The following is a 13,934-nucleotide window of genomic DNA, read 5'->3' as shown; positions in this document are numbered from 1 at the left end:
CATGGGTGCGGGCCACGCCCATCGCCTCTACCGGCACGCGGACTCGCCCGTGCACGCGCTCCCGCCGCACACCAAGCTCGCGGCCGCCCTCCTCTTCGTGCTGGTCGTGGTCTCGACCCCGCGCGAGGCGATATGGGCGTTCGGGGTCTACGCCGTACTGCTCGCGGCCGTGGCGCGCGGCGCCCGGGTGCCCGCCGGGTTCCTGCTGCGGCGGCTGCTGATCGAGGTGCCCTTCGTGGCGTTCGCGGTGCTGATGCCGTTCGTCGCGGAGGGCGAGCGGGTGCAGGTGCTCGGACTCTCGCTGAGCGTCAACGGGCTGTGGGGCGCCTGGAACGTGCTCGCCAAGGGCACCCTCGGCGTCGCCGCCTCCGTGCTCCTCGCGACCACCACCGAGCTGCGCCAACTCCTGCTGGGTCTTGAGCGGTTGAAGCTGCCGCCGCTGCTGGTGCAGATCGCCTCCTTCATGATCCGCTACGGCGATGTGATCACCGACGAGATGCGCCGGATGCGGATCGCCCGCGCCTCCCGCGGCTTCGAGGCACGGGGCGTACGGCACTGGGGGGTGCTCGCCAAGTCCGCCGGCGCGCTGTTCATCCGCTCCTACGAGCGCGGGGAGCGCGTGCATCTGGCCATGGTGAGCCGGGGGTACGCCGGGTCGATGCCGGTCATCGAGGAGGCCACCGCCTCCCCCGCGCAGTGGCGCCGCGCCCTCGCGCTCCCCTGCTCGGCCCTCGTCGTCTGCCTGTTGGGATGGACCCTGTGAATCCGGGATGGACTCTGTGAGTACGACCAGTACGACCGGTACGGCCGGTGCGACCACCGCCTCGCTGGAGGTCTCCGGTCTCGCCTTCGCCTACCCCGACGGCCATCAGGCCCTGTTCGGCGTCGACTTCACCATCGGGCGCGGCGAGCGGGTCGCGCTGCTCGGCCCCAACGGCGCCGGCAAGACCACCCTGGTGCTGCACCTCAACGGCATCCTCGGCGGCGGCGCCGGTGCGGTCACCGTGGCCGGACTGCCCGTCGGCAAACGGCACATGGCGACGATCCGGCAGAAGGTCGGCATCGTCTTCCAGGACCCGGACGACCAGTTGTTCATGCCGACGGTGCGCGAGGACGTGGCGTTCGGCCCGGCGGCGGCCGGGATCAGGGGGGCCGCCCTGGCGGAGCGCGTACGAGGCGCCCTGGACCGGGTCGGCATGGGGGACTTCGCGGACCGGCCGCCGCACCATCTCTCCTTCGGGCAGCGGCGGCGCGTCGCGGTGGCGACCGTGCTGGCGATGGAGCCGGAGATCCTGGTCCTGGACGAGCCGTCCTCCAACCTCGATCCGGCCTCCCGCCGCGAGCTGGCCGACATCCTGCGCTCGCTGGACGTCACGGTCCTGATGGTCACACACGACCTGCCGTACGCCCTGGAGCTGTGCCCGCGCTCGCTGATCCTCAGCGACGGCGTGATCGTGGCCGACGGACCGACGGCGGGCCTGCTGTCCGACGAGGAGCTGATGCGGGCGCACCGCCTGGAGCTGCCGTTCGGCTTCGACCCGCGGGTGGCAGAGACTCGGGTGACGGACCCCGAGTGACAAAGGCAACGAAAACGGACGCCTGAACTCGCCGAGGAATCGCAGGCCCACACCCGCTGTTGCACCCACTGTCGCAGGCGAGCGGAAGGGAATGCGGGACATGGAGGGCGGGGACGTGGTCGTGAACGGCACGGTGGCCGAGGGCTTCGAGCCGGTCAGGGAGGCGTTCGCGGCGAACTTCGCCCTGCTCGGGGAGCACGGCGCGGCGGTCGCCGTGTACCGCGACGGACGGCGGGTGGTCGACCTGTGGGCGGGCACCCGGGACGTGGACGGTACGGCCCCCTGGGAGTCCGGTACCGCCCAGATCGTGCGCTCCGCCACCAAGGGCGTCGTCGCCGCCGGGCTTCTGCTGCTGCACCAGCGCGGGGAGCTGGACCTGGACGCGCCGGTCGGCACGTACTGGCCCGAGTACAAGGCGGCGGGCAAGGAGCGGACCCTCGTACGCCATCTGCTCGCGCACCGCGCGGGCGTGCCCGTCCTGGACCGTCCGCTGACCCCGGCCGAGGCGGCGGACCCGGACCTCGGCGCGGCGGCCGTCGCCGCGCAGGCCCCGGTGTGGGAGCCGGGCACGGACCACGGGTACCACGCGCAGACGTACAGCTGGCTCATCGGGGAACTGGTCCGGCGGGTCACCGGGCGCCCGGTGGGCGAGTGGCTGGCCGACGAGATCGCCGGGCCGGTCGGCGCGGACCTGTGGCTCGGGCTGCCCGAGGCCGAGCGGGGGCGCGTCGGACGGGTCGGGGACATCGAGGCGCCGCAGTCGGCGGGCGGGCTGAAGCTGCGGCCCAAGCGCTCGGTGTCCGCGGCCTACGCCGACCCGGACTCGCTCACCCGCCGCGCCTTCGCCGCGATCACCCCGCTCCCGGACGAGAACGACCCCGCGTACCGCGCCGCCGCCCTGCCCGCCTCCAACGGCATCGCGACGGCCGACGGACTGGCCCGCGTCTACGCGTCGCTGATCGGCGAAGTGGACGGCGGGGTACGGCTGTTCACGCCCGAGACGGTGGAGCTGGCCCGCGCGGAGCAGTCGGCGGGACCGGACCGGGTGCTCGTGGTCGCCACCCGCTTCGGCCTCGGCCACATGCTGCACGGCAGCGCGTCCCCGCTCCTGTCCCCCGGCTCCTTCGGGCACCCGGGCCGCGGCGGCGCGCTCGCCTTCGCCGACCCGGAGTCGGGCGTCGCGTTCGGCTATGTCACCAACGGCTTCCGCAAGAGCGTGACGGCGGACCCGAGGGCGCAGGCGCTGGTACGGGCGCTGAAGGTGGCGCTGGAGGCGTGACCCGGCCGCGCTCAGGACCCGGGTCGCGGCTCGGGGCTGGGGGCTGCGGGCTGGGCTGGGCCTGGGGGCTCAGACGTGGATCGGGTGCGAGGTACGCCCCGAATCCGCGTCGATCTCCGTGTGCGCCTTGTTCAGCAGTTCCATGGCGATCTGGTTGAGGGCGCGGGCCCCGGCGATCTCCTCGCCGACCCTGGGCTGGTCATGGTCGATGTGATGGCGGCTGGCGTGTCCGTGCCCCCTCACCTCGCTGCCGTCGGGCAACCGGACCAGGGCCGCCGCGCGCGTGTGCTGACCGTCCTCCTCGAACTCCAGCTCGACATGCCACCCGACAGCGGTGTGCATCATGGTCTGCGTCTGCTGCATGGTCTGCGTCATGTCGGCCACCTCCGGGCAACGCACATTCCGGCTGTCTCCAGGGTGCTCCCGGGCGCGGCGCACGTCATCTCGGCGGCCGGGCTCAGTTCCCGTCCTTCTCCTCGAAGCTGGCGAAGTACGCGGCGGCCATGTCCTCCTGGCCGTGCCCCTGCGCGGCCGCGCGGGCGAACCGCTCTGCGGTGGCCTCGGCCACGTCGAGGCGTACGCCGTTCCCCTGGCCCGCGGCCACGATGAGCCGGGCGTCCTTCTCGGCGGTGGTGACCGCGAACGACGCCGGGGTCAGCTTCCCCTCCAGCAGCACCTGGGACTTGGCCCGCAGGTACCCCATGTCGAGCGGGCCGCCGCCGATCAGCTCGAAGAACTTCTGCGGGTCGACGTCGAGGCCCTTGGCGAGGGCCAGTGTCTCGCCGGTGGCCGCGGTGACGGCGAGCACCCAGCTGTTGGCGACCAGCTTCAGCCGGCTGGCGCTGCCCTCGGCCCCGTCCTCGCCGGTCCACAGGGTCTTGGCGCCGACCGCGTCGAACACCGGCGTGACCGCCGCGCGCCCCTCCTCGGGCCCGGCCGCCAGCACGGTGAGCTTCCCGGCCTCGGCGGGCTCCTTGGTGCCGAGCACGGGGGCGTCGTAGAAGAGCAGTCCGTGCGCGTCGGCGAAGGCCGCCAGGTCGCCGATCAGCTCGGACCCGGCGGTGGTGGACTGCACCCAGGCGGCCCCGCGGCGCAGTGCGGGGGCGGCCTCCCGCATGACCTCCAGGACGGTGTTGCCGTCGTAGAGCATCGTCAGGACGACATCGGCGCCCTCGACGGCCTCGGCGGGGGTGTCGGCGATCCGGGCTCCGTCGGCGGCCAGCGGCTCGGCCTTGTCCCGGGTACGGTTCCAGGCCCGCACCTCCAGCCCCGCCCGGCACAGATTGCGCGCCATGGCGGCGCCCATGATGCCGGTACCCAGGACGCTGACGATCGGCTTGTCACTCATTGGCGCTCCCTGAAGTCATAGTGTGTCGTCTCCAGCTTCCCGTACCACGGGAAGCCCCGCAGGAACCGGAGAACGAATGCGACGGCACGGACCGGTGCGGCTCTCGGTCAGCGCCGTGATACCGGCGCTCCTGCTCACCGCCTGCTCAGCGAAGGGCGACCCCGCGCCTGCGGCTACGCACCACAGGGGCGGCGCCCAGGCCGACAGAAAGCTCACGGCGCAGGCGCAGTCCGCGCTCGACGCGGCGAGTGACGGCGGCAGTTCCATGGTCGAGTCGGGCGTCGAACGCGTCTCGGGCGGGGTGCACACGCAGCCCGGTCTGACTCACGGCGCGGCCTGCAAGCTCACCGTGGTGTGCGTCGGGAAGGGGGCCGCGGAGCTCGTCGTGACGTCGGCCGGCGCGGCCGGGAAGAAGGCGGTTCCCTGCGACGGGTCCGTGGTCTTCGAGCGTTTGACGGCCGAAAGCGCGCTCAAGGTCGATGTGCGGGGGAAACCCGGCGCTGCGGGCATGATCGCCTGGCGGATCAACAAGACCTAGTTGCGCGCGGTCGCGCGGGGTTCGGTGGGGTGGGGGAGGTGGTGGCGGGGGGTGTCCAGGCGCACGGCGACCAGGTGGGACCCGGGGGTGATGCCCACTGCGCTGAGGAGCCTCTCGTCGCTTTCCATGGCGTTCTTCCAGGCCCAGTCGGAGCCCAGATCCCTGAGCTGCCGCTTGCTCCGCCGGTCGACCAGCACCCAGTCCCGGCCGTATCTGAACGGTCGGACGAAGCCGTCGAGGGCGTCCGCCCATAGTGCGTCGAGGAAGCCGCTCACCGTCTGCGTGCTGAAGACCGTGCAGCGGTACGTGTCTCCGGGGGCCTTCGTGATGGGGCTGATGTCGACGGTCAGAACGCGCTCGGCGAGGGCCTGTTCGGCCGAGGCCATCGCCTCCTCCAGGACATCGGAGGCGTCCGAGGGACTCTCCAGAGCCGCGGGCAGCACCACCCGCAGCGTGTCGTTGACGACCGCCTGGATGATGTCGGGATCATGCGCGGCCCGCCGGCGCATGCCGTCCACGTAGGTGTTGATCGGGACGTGCTCGGGGAAGTCCCCGGGTGCGTAGAGCACCTCCGGCCGCTGCCACAGGATGAGGAAGAACACGGTGGACACCAGGAGGGGAAACGAGACGGCGAACACCGCGAGCAGCCCTTGCACCCAGCCGCTCGACTCAGCGGCGGCGATACCCACCGTGGTCTCCGAGAGCCCCAGGAACAGCGCGATGATCCACAGCGGGTTGAGGACTCGCGGTGGGCGCCCCGGCGGGAGTTCGCTTGCCATCGCACCAGGGTGGCAGGGAAGCACCTCTGATGGGACCGCTACAACCGTCCCTGACGGAAACGACTCGCTCGCGGCGCGATCACACCCCGTCGGCGGGCCGCTCGCGCACGTCCACGAGGGTGGCCTGTGCGTGGGTGACGAGTTCCTTCGGTCCGATCGGGAAGACGGCGTACGGCGTCCCGGCTGCGGCCCACACCACGTCGTGCGCGAGCAGTGAGCGGTCGGCGAGCACCCGGGTGCTGGTGCGGTGCCCGAAGGGCGGCACGCCTCCGATGGCGTAGCCGGTGACCTCCCGCACCGCCTGCGCGTCGGCCCGCCCCACCTTGGTGACCCCCAGCTCCTCCCGGACCCGCTCCACGTCCACCCGGGACGCCCCGTCCATGAGCACGAGCACCGGCACCCCGTCGGCGGCGAACACCAACGACTTGCAGATCTGGCTGAGTTCACATCCCACGGCCGCGGCGGCCTCCACGGCAGTCCGGGTCCCCTCGGGAAACCTCCGGGCCCGCCCGAGCACCTCCTCCAGGCCGAGTTCCTTCAGTGCCTCGGCGAAACGGGGGTGCGCGCCGGATCCGTCGGTGTCAGTGGCTGGTGTCGTCATAGCGGCACATTAACGACGCTCCCCGACCACAGCGAGGAAATTTACCCAGGCGGACGGTGCGACCGCCAGCCGCGCGGAGTGCGGCGTCTTGGAGTCGCGGATGTGGACCGCGGCGGAGGCGACGGCTACCTCGACGCAGTCGCCGGGCTCGTTGCTGCTGCTGTAGCTGCTCTTGAACCAGTGCAGTTCCGGCGTGCTCATAACCCTAAAGATGCTCGTCGACCAGAACAAGGAAACTCGTCCAGGCAGAAGAGGCCACAGTCAGCTGCGCGGTGTGAGGGCTCTTGGAGTCGCGGACGTGGATCGTGGCGGGGGTGGTGGCCACCTCGACGCAGTCGCCGGGCTCGCCACTGCTGCTGTAGCTGCTCTTGAACCAGTGGAGTTCCGGCGTGCTCATAGTCTCCCCAGCGCGTGCTCGATGAAGGCTTGCGACTCCCTTGGGGGGAGAGCCTGCGCCCGGATCATGCCATAGCGCAACTCCAAGATCCGCAGTTCCCTGGGGTTTTGGACCGGGCGACCGTTAAACGCTCCGTCGGAACGCCCGATCGCTGAGCCGTCCGCGAACTTCAGTATCTCGATGAGACCCTGGGTACCCGCATGATCGTGACGCTTGGTCGGCATCACCTGGAGCGTGACATGTCGCAACCGGGTGAGTTCCAGCAAATGTTCCAGTTGACGACGCAGCACTGCCTCCGAGCCGTAAGGGCGCTCCAACGTCACCTGCTCCTGTACGAAGCCGAGCGTCGGCGCGGGATCCTTTTCGAAGACCGACTGCCGGGCCACGCGACCTGCGGTCTCCCGCTCGATGACGTCGTCCGGCAGTGCGGGCTGGGTCATCCCGAACAGCGTGCGTGCGTACTCCTCCGTCTGCAACAACCCATGGATGTTGTGGTTGCTGTACAGCAGCATCTCCACGGCCCGGTCCTCCAGCTCCTTCAGCCGGCGCACCTTCTTCGGGTACCGGGCCCGTCTCATGTCCTCCATGAAGGCCCGGAGATGGCCGTTCGCGTGCAGGACATGGTCGGCCTTGTCCAGGAACTCCGGGCGTGGAATGCGCTGGCCCCGCTCGATCTTCCGGATCAGGTCCTCGCCGTACCCGAGCACTTCCGCCAGCTCACCGGGGCGCAGCCCCGCCGCCTCCCGGCACACCCTCAGCAGCCGTCCCACCGCCTGCACCACCGGTTCGATCTCATCACCGGGCTCGACGTCCCAACCCGCCTCGTCCACACCGTCGTTCACGTGCCACCTCCCGTCGTCGCCGTACCCGTACAACGCACACGGCAGCCAGGACCGCACGGGACAACCCCCGGACAAGGAAAAAGCCGGTGAGGGTGCAGCCCCGTCCCCACGGGCACCCCCACCGGCCGTTCACAGGCGGCAGCCGTACGTCAGGCGCGTACCAGCTCCCGCTCGTCCTCCTTGCCGTCGGCGGCCCGGGTGCGCAGACCCTCGCCCTCGACGTCCACGTTGGGCAGGATCCGGTCCAGCCACTTCGGCAGCCACCAGGCCCGCTTGCCCAGCAGGGCGAGGACGGCCGGGACGATCGCCATGCGGACGATGAACGCGTCGAAGAAGACGGCGATGGCGAGGCCGAAGCCGATCATCTTGACCATGGACTCGCTGGAGCCGATGAAGCCGGAGAAGACGGCGATCATGATGACGGCGGCGGCGGTCACGACCCGGGCGCCGTGCCGGAAGCCGGTCACCACGGCCTGGGTCGGCTTCTCGCCGTGAACGTACGCCTCCCGCATCCGGGTGACGAGGAAGACCTCGTAGTCCATCGCGAGCCCGAACACCACGCCCACCATGAAGATCGGCATCATCGACATGACCGGGCCGGTCTGCTGGACGTTCATCAGGCCGGACAGCCAGCCCCACTGGAAGACCGCGACGACCGCGCCGAGCGCCGCGAGCACACTGAGCAGGAAGCCGAGGGCCGCCTTCAGCGGGACGAGGACCGAGCGGAAGACCACGATCAGCAGGAGGAAGGCCAGGCCCACGACCAGCGCGAGGTAGGGCAGGAGCGCGTCGTTCAGGCGCTGGGAGACGTCGATGTTCATCGCCGTCGAGCCGGTCACCAAAAGCTTGGCGTCCGTCTTCGCGGTGATGTCCGCGCCCTTGTCGCGGATCGCGTGCACCAGGTCCTCGGTGGACCTGGAGGACGGCTTGGACTTGGGGACGACCGTGATGATCGCCGTGTCGCCCGCCTTGTTGGGCGTGGCCGGGGTGACCGCGACGACGTCCTTGAGGCCCTTGATCTCCTTGCCGACCTCGCTGAAGGCCGTCTTGGGGTGGGCGCTGCCCTTGGCGTCGACGACGACCATCAGGGGGCCGTTGAAGCCCGCGCCGAAGCCCTCGGACAGCAGGTCGTAGGCGCGGCGCTGGGTGGTGGAGGTGGGCTGGGAGCCGTCGTCGGGCAGACCCAGTTCGAGGGAGGAGACCGGGACGGCCGCGGCGCCGAGGCCGATCACGCCGAGGAGGAGGACCGCGACGGGGCGTCGTACGACAAAACTCGCCCAGCGGGTGCCCATGTTGGGGCGCCCCGGCTTCTTCACCCGGCGCCCGCCGCCGAGCAGCTTGCTCTTCTCCCCGGCCGGCTTGACCTTGCGGCCGGTGTATCCGAGCAGCGCGGGGATCAGCGTGAGCGCGATCAGTACGGCGATGACGACCGTGCCCGCCGCCGCGATGCCCATCTTGGTCAGCATCGGGATGTTGACGACGGACAGGCCGACCAGCGCGATGACGACGGTCAGACCGGCGAAGACCACCGCGGAGCCCGCCGTGCCGACGGCGCGGCCCGCCGCCTCCTCGCGCTCGCGGCCCTCGGCGAGTTCGGCGCGGTAGCGGGAGACGATGAACAGGGCGTAGTCGATGCCGACCGCGAGGCCGATCATCATCGCCAGGGTGGAGGTGGTGGAGCCCAGGTCGAGGGCGGAGGCCAGCGCGGTGATGGAGGAGACGCCGATGCCCACGCCGATGAGCGCGGTCAGCAGCGGCAGCCCGGCCGCGAGCAGCGAGCCGAAGGTGATGACGAGGACGACGGCGGCGATGCCGATGCCGATCAGCTCACCCGCGCCCTCCTCGGGCATCGCGGTGAGCGCGTCACCGCCGATCTCGACGGTCAGCCCGGAGGCCCGCGCCTGCTGCGCGGCGTCCTTCAGCGCGTCGCGCGAGGAGTCCTTCAGCTCCATGCCGGAGACCTTGTACTTCACCGAGGCGTAGGCGATGGAGCCGTCCCGGCTGACGGTGTGCCCGGTGTACGGGTCGGCGACCGAGGCGACCTCGGAGCCGTGGCCCAGCTCGCGCACCGTCTTGTCGACGGCGGCCTTGTTGAGCTTGTCGGTCATCTTCTCGCCGGCCGGCGCCTTGAAGACGACCCGCGCGGTGGCGCCGTCGGCGCTCATCCCGGGGAAGCGCTGCTCCAGCAGGTCGAAGGCCTTCTGGGCCTCGGTGCCGGGGATCGAGAAGGAGGAGTTGCCGGCGGGCGGCGCGGAGGCGGCGCCCACCCCGGCGAGGGTGAGCAGCGCGACCCATATCAGGGCGACGAAGTGCCGTCGCCGGAAGGCGAGCCGGCCGATTCGGTACAGGAATGTGGCCACGGAGGCGTACTCCCGGTCAGGTCGTGGGGTTCATCAGGGCAGGGGTGATCAGCCCGACGACGTGAGCGGTGACGTCAGATGATGGGCTTGATGGGGGGTGTGCGAGGAGGGTCAGACGCCGAGGGCGGGGAGGACCACGGCGTCGATGTACGAGATGAGGAATGCCTGGGTGGGCGGCTGGTCCTCCAGGAGGGTCCTGGTGGCGAAGCCGCCGACCATCATGTGCACCATGAAGTCGATCGCCGGGCAGTCCGGGCGGACCTCGCCCCGGTCGACGGCCCGTTGGAGCATCCGCCGGCCGTTGACGATCTCGGCGTCGACGATCTGCTCCTTGAAGGCCTCACGCAGATCCTCGTTGTGGTGCATCGCCATGGCGATGCCCCGCAGCAGGGCGGAATTCTGCGCCATGACGCAGTCGTCCTCCATCGCCACGAGCGCGTGCAGGTCTCCGCGGAGGGTGCCGGTGTCGATGTCCCCGAGATGGCCGCGCTTGCTGTGCCGCAGCGCCTTGACCACCAGATCGGCCTTGCCGCCCCACTGGCGGTAGAGCGTGGCCTTGCTGGAGCGGGTGCGAGCGGCGACGGCGTCCATGGTCAGGGCGTCGTAGCCGACCTCCCGGAGCAGGTCGAGCACGGCGCCGTACAGCTCGGCCTCGCGCTCGGGGGTGATCCGACTGCGACGTGCAGCCGCGACGGCCTCGGTCATGTCGCCCACCCTTTCGCACCGGGACTTTCTTCGGACTTCTTTCCGGAACTTCCTGGCGTACGTCCATCTTCGTACGTCCATGAAGATACCCTCCCCGCATACGAAACGAAACCGTTTCGTACGTGTGCTCCATCACGAACGTGAGGAACGGATAAGAACGGCACATAAGTTGCCCGCCCCCAGCAGGCGGAAAAGCATGGGGAGGGTGAGCTATCTGCGCTTCCCCCACCTCAGTGGCGATCTGCTGTGCTTCGTGTCCGAGGACGACCTGTGGCTGTCCCCCCTCGACGCCCCCGGCCGCGCCTGGCGGCTGACGGCGGACCGCACCAAGACCGGGCACCCGCGCCTCTCCCCCGACGGGAGCCGGATCGCGTACACGAGCTGGCGCAGTCTGGTCCCCGAGATCCATCTGGTGGACGTCACCGGCGGACCCGCGCGCCAGCTGACCTACTGGGGCAGCACCGACACGCAGGTGTGCGGCTGGTCCCCGGACGACGACATCCTGGCGGTGGCCTCGCACGGGCAGCCGTTCTCCTACTTCACCTGGGCCTACAAGGTGACCCCCGACGGCGACCCGGGCGGCCGGCTGCCCTGGGGCCCGGTCAGCGAGCTCCAGGTCGCCGACCTCGACGGCGAACGCAAGACACTGCTGCTCACCGGCACCCCGCCGCACGAACCCGCCTCCTGGAAGCGCTACCGGGGCGGCGCCACGGGCCGGCTGTGGCTGCACGGCGAGCGCCTGCTGTCCGACATCGACGGCCATCTGGCCAATCCCATGTACGTCGCCGGGCGGATCGCCTTCCTCTCCGACCACGAGGGCGTCGGCAACCTCTACTCCTGCGCCTACGACGGCACCGACCTGCGCCGCCACACCGACCACGACGCCTTCTACGCCCGGCACGCGTCCAGCGACGGCACCCGGGTGGTCTACCAGTGCGCGGGCGACCTGTGGCTCGTGGACGACTTCTCGCCGCGGGGCACCCCGCGCAGGCTCGACGTCCGCCTCGCCGGGCCCGCCGCGGGCCGGCGCCGCTACCAGGTGCCGGCCGCGCAGAACATCGACGGCATCTCCGTGGACGAGACCGGCCGGGCCAGTGCGGTCGTGGTGCGCGGCAGCCTGTACTGGCTCACCCACCGCGACGGCCCCGCCCGCACCATCGCGGACACCCCCGGGGTCCGGGTCCGGCTGCCGGAGATGCTGGGCTCCATGGGGCAGGTGGCCTATGTGACCGACGCCGAGGGCGAGGACGCGGTGGAGATCGCCCAGCTGCCCCGCGCCACCGGCGACCGCCCGCCCCGCAGGCTCGCCCGCGGCGCCCTCGGCCGGGTCCTGGAGATGATCTCCGACCCGGACGGCGAACGCCTGGCCGTCGCCTCCCACGACGGCCGGCTGCTGCTGATCGACGTGCCCGAGGAGCCCGGCGCCGGGGTCCCCGAGTCGCCCGGCACCGGGGTCGGCGCGGAGTCCGAGGAGGGCGCCGTCACCGAGCTGATCCGCTCCGTCAACGGCCCCGTGCGCGACCTCGCCTTCTCCCCCGACGGCAGCTGGCTCACCTGGTCCCATCCCGGCATCGGCCGCTCCCTGCGCCAGATCAAGCTGGCCCGCATCAAGGACCGGCTGATCGTGGACGTCACCGACGGCCGCTTCGAGGACGAGACCCCCGTCTTCACCCGCGACGGCCGCTACCTCGCCTTCCTGTCCTGGCGCGGCTTCGACCCGGTGTACGACGTGCACACCGGCGATCTGTCCTTCCCGCTCGGCAGCCGCCCCTACCTGGTCCCGCTGTCCTCGGCGACCCCCTCGCCGTTCGCCCTGAACCCCGAGGGGCGCCCGGCGGCGGGCGGGCTCGACCCGCTGGAGGACGAGGAGACCGGGGAGGCGGGCACGGTGATGGTCGAGGTGGAGGGCCTGGCGAGCCGGGTCACCCCGTTCCCGGTGATCGCCTCCAAGTACTCCTCGCTGTGCCCGGTCGCGGGCGGCGGGCTGGTCTGGCTGCGCTGGCCGATCTCCGGCGCGCTCGGCGAGACCTTCGTCAACCCGGCCGACACCAGCGGCCGCCCCACGCTTGAGTACTTCAACATCACCAAGGCGAAAAAGTCCGAACTCGTCGGCCATCTCGACTGGTTCGCGATGAGCGGCGACGGCACCCGCCTGGTCGTGGTGGACGAGGGCGAGCTGCGCGCGGTGCCCTCCACCGAGGTCGGTGACGCCGACAGCACCGTCTGGATCGATCTGCGCCGCATCCTGCACGAGGTGGACCCGCCCGCCGAGTGGCGCCAGGCGTACGACGAGGCGGGCCGGATCACCCGCGCCTACTTCTGGGACCCGGGCATGAGCGGCATCGACTGGGACGCGGTCCTCGACCAGTACCGCCCCCTCGTCGAACGGGTCGCCTCCCCCGACGAGTTCGCGGATCTGCTGCGCGAGGTCCTCGGCGAACTCGGCACCTCCCATGCCTATGTCACCGCCGCCCGCCGCAACGAGGGCCCGCCCCACTACCAGCGCTGGCAGGGCCTGCTCGGCGCCGATCTGGTGCACCGGGAAGGCGGCTGGACCCTGCGGCGGATCCTGCCCGGCGACTCCTCGGACTCCAAGGCCCGCTCACCGCTGGCCGGTACGGGCATCCGCGAGGGCGCGGTCCTCACCCATGTCGACGGCCGCCCGGTCGACCCCGTCACCGGCCCCTTCCCGCTGCTGGCCGGCGCGGGCGGTACGACCGTGGAGCTGACCTTCACGCCCGCCGAGGGCACCGGACCACCCCGCCGGGTCGCCGTCGTCCCGCTGGTCGACGACCGGCCGCTGCGCTACCAGCACTGGGTGGCCAAACGCCGGGACGTGGTACGGGAGTTGAGCGGCGGCAAGTGCGGCTATCTGCACATCCCCGACATGGGCGGCTCGGGCTGGGCCCAGTTCAACCGCGATCTGCGCATGGAGGTGTCCCGGCCCGCGCTGATCGTGGATGTGCGCGGCAACGCGGGCGGCCACATCAGCGAGCTGGTCATCGAGAAGCTGACCCGGACCATCCTGGGCTGGGACCTGACGCGGGACGCCCAGCCGGTGTCGTACACCTCGAACGCGCCCCGGGGCCCGGTGGTGGCGCTGGCCGACGAGGCGACCTCCTCCGACGGCGACATGATCACGGCCGCTTTCAAACTCCTCGGGCTGGGACCGGTGGTGGGGCAGCGCACCTGGGGCGGAGTCGTCGGCATGACCGGCCGCCACCGCCTCGGCGACGGCACCGTCATCACCGTGCCCATGAACGCCGCCTGGTTCGACGCCTACGGCTGGTCCATCGAGAACCGCGGCGTCACCCCGGACCTGGAGATCCTGCGCACCCCCCTGGACTGGGCCGAGGGCCGCCACGCCCAGATGGACGACGCGATCCAACTCGCCCTGAAACTCCTCGAATCCAACCCGGCCGCGACTCCCCCGGACTACTCGGACGTCCCGAACCGCTCCCGCCCGAAGCTGCCGCCGAGGCCGGCCTCCTGAAACAACGCAGGGCGC

General features: G+C 71.2%; 14 protein-coding genes. 5 read left to right on the top strand and 9 right to left on the bottom strand.

Translation table 11 applies throughout. The annotated features are described in order from the left end of the window. Nucleotide 1: 1 nt before the first annotated feature. The 3 genes from cbiQ to HEP81_RS22285 all read left to right on the top strand — a co-directional run bounded on the left by cbiQ (nt 2) and on the right by HEP81_RS22285 (nt 2,856). The gene (cbiQ, locus tag HEP81_RS22295) at nt 2-763 is read left to right on the top strand and encodes a cobalt ECF transporter T component CbiQ (protein ID WP_037663589.1); all 762 of its coding nucleotides are present in this window, start codon (nt 2-4) and stop codon (nt 761-763) included. Between the two features lie 7 nt (nt 764-770). After that, complete coding sequence (locus HEP81_RS22290) at nt 771-1,577, top strand: energy-coupling factor ABC transporter ATP-binding protein (RefSeq protein WP_051850698.1); 807 nt, start codon at nt 771-773, stop codon at nt 1,575-1,577. A 100-nt stretch (nt 1,578-1,677) separates the two neighbouring features. Beyond that, nucleotides 1,678-2,856: a serine hydrolase domain-containing protein gene (locus tag HEP81_RS22285; RefSeq protein ID WP_182787995.1), complete on the top strand. Its 1,179-nt coding sequence runs from the start codon at nt 1,678-1,680 to the stop codon at nt 2,854-2,856. Between the two features lie 69 nt (nt 2,857-2,925). Here the strand turns inward: HEP81_RS22285 and HEP81_RS22280 are convergent, their stop codons facing one another. After that, nucleotides 2,926-3,201 (bottom strand): DUF1876 domain-containing protein, encoded by a 276-nt coding sequence (locus tag HEP81_RS22280; protein ID WP_037663616.1) that lies wholly within the window; start codon nt 3,199-3,201, stop codon nt 2,926-2,928. A 112-nt stretch (nt 3,202-3,313) separates the two neighbouring features. After that, the gene (locus HEP81_RS22275) at nt 3,314-4,204 is read right to left on the bottom strand and encodes an NAD(P)-dependent oxidoreductase (protein WP_037663587.1); all 891 of its coding nucleotides are present in this window, start codon (nt 4,202-4,204) and stop codon (nt 3,314-3,316) included. A 94-nt stretch (nt 4,205-4,298) separates the two neighbouring features. Between HEP81_RS22275 and HEP81_RS22270 the strand changes: the two genes are divergently transcribed. Then, on the top strand, nt 4,299-4,742 hold the full coding sequence (locus HEP81_RS22270) for a hypothetical protein (protein ID WP_051850697.1): 444 nt from the start codon (nt 4,299-4,301) through the stop codon (nt 4,740-4,742). Here HEP81_RS22270 and HEP81_RS22265 read toward each other — a convergent pair. The 7 genes from HEP81_RS22265 to HEP81_RS22235 form a co-directional block, all read right to left on the bottom strand. Then, the gene (locus tag HEP81_RS22265) at nt 4,739-5,521 is read right to left on the bottom strand and encodes a hypothetical protein (RefSeq protein WP_051850696.1); all 783 of its coding nucleotides are present in this window, start codon (nt 5,519-5,521) and stop codon (nt 4,739-4,741) included. The genes HEP81_RS22270 and HEP81_RS22265 overlap by 4 nt on opposite strands. A 79-nt stretch (nt 5,522-5,600) precedes the next feature. Continuing rightward, nucleotides 5,601-6,122: a YbaK/EbsC family protein gene (locus HEP81_RS22260; protein WP_037663585.1), complete on the bottom strand. Its 522-nt coding sequence runs from the start codon at nt 6,120-6,122 to the stop codon at nt 5,601-5,603. Nucleotides 6,123-6,131: 9 nt separating this feature from the next. After that, nucleotides 6,132-6,323 (bottom strand): DUF397 domain-containing protein, encoded by a 192-nt coding sequence (locus tag HEP81_RS22255; RefSeq protein ID WP_037663583.1) that lies wholly within the window; start codon nt 6,321-6,323, stop codon nt 6,132-6,134. A 4-nt stretch (nt 6,324-6,327) separates the two neighbouring features. After that, the gene (locus HEP81_RS22250; protein ID WP_037663580.1) at nt 6,328-6,519 is read right to left on the bottom strand and encodes a DUF397 domain-containing protein; all 192 of its coding nucleotides are present in this window, start codon (nt 6,517-6,519) and stop codon (nt 6,328-6,330) included. After that, a complete protein-coding gene (locus tag HEP81_RS22245) occupies nt 6,516-7,361 on the bottom strand; it encodes a helix-turn-helix domain-containing protein (protein WP_037663609.1) in 846 nt (281 codons plus the stop codon). The genes HEP81_RS22250 and HEP81_RS22245 overlap by 4 nt, the downstream gene beginning before the upstream one ends. Nucleotides 7,362-7,510: 149 nt before the next feature. Continuing rightward, the gene (locus HEP81_RS22240; protein ID WP_037663577.1) at nt 7,511-9,721 is read right to left on the bottom strand and encodes an MMPL family transporter; all 2,211 of its coding nucleotides are present in this window, start codon (nt 9,719-9,721) and stop codon (nt 7,511-7,513) included. A gap of 111 nt (nt 9,722-9,832) precedes the next feature. After that, the gene (locus HEP81_RS22235; RefSeq protein WP_037663606.1) at nt 9,833-10,426 is read right to left on the bottom strand and encodes a TetR/AcrR family transcriptional regulator; all 594 of its coding nucleotides are present in this window, start codon (nt 10,424-10,426) and stop codon (nt 9,833-9,835) included. A gap of 205 nt (nt 10,427-10,631) precedes the next feature. Between HEP81_RS22235 and HEP81_RS22230 the strand changes: the two genes are divergently transcribed. Further along, nucleotides 10,632-13,919: a S41 family peptidase gene (locus HEP81_RS22230; RefSeq protein WP_037663572.1), complete on the top strand. Its 3,288-nt coding sequence runs from the start codon at nt 10,632-10,634 to the stop codon at nt 13,917-13,919. The last annotated feature ends 15 nt before the right edge of the window (nt 13,920-13,934 follow it).

It is taken from the genome of Streptomyces griseofuscus, from assembly GCF_014673495.1.
Taxonomy (GTDB): Bacteria; Actinomycetota; Actinomycetes; order Streptomycetales; family Streptomycetaceae; genus Streptomyces; species Streptomyces murinus.
This window is presented reverse-complemented; position numbering and strand designations above follow the sequence as displayed.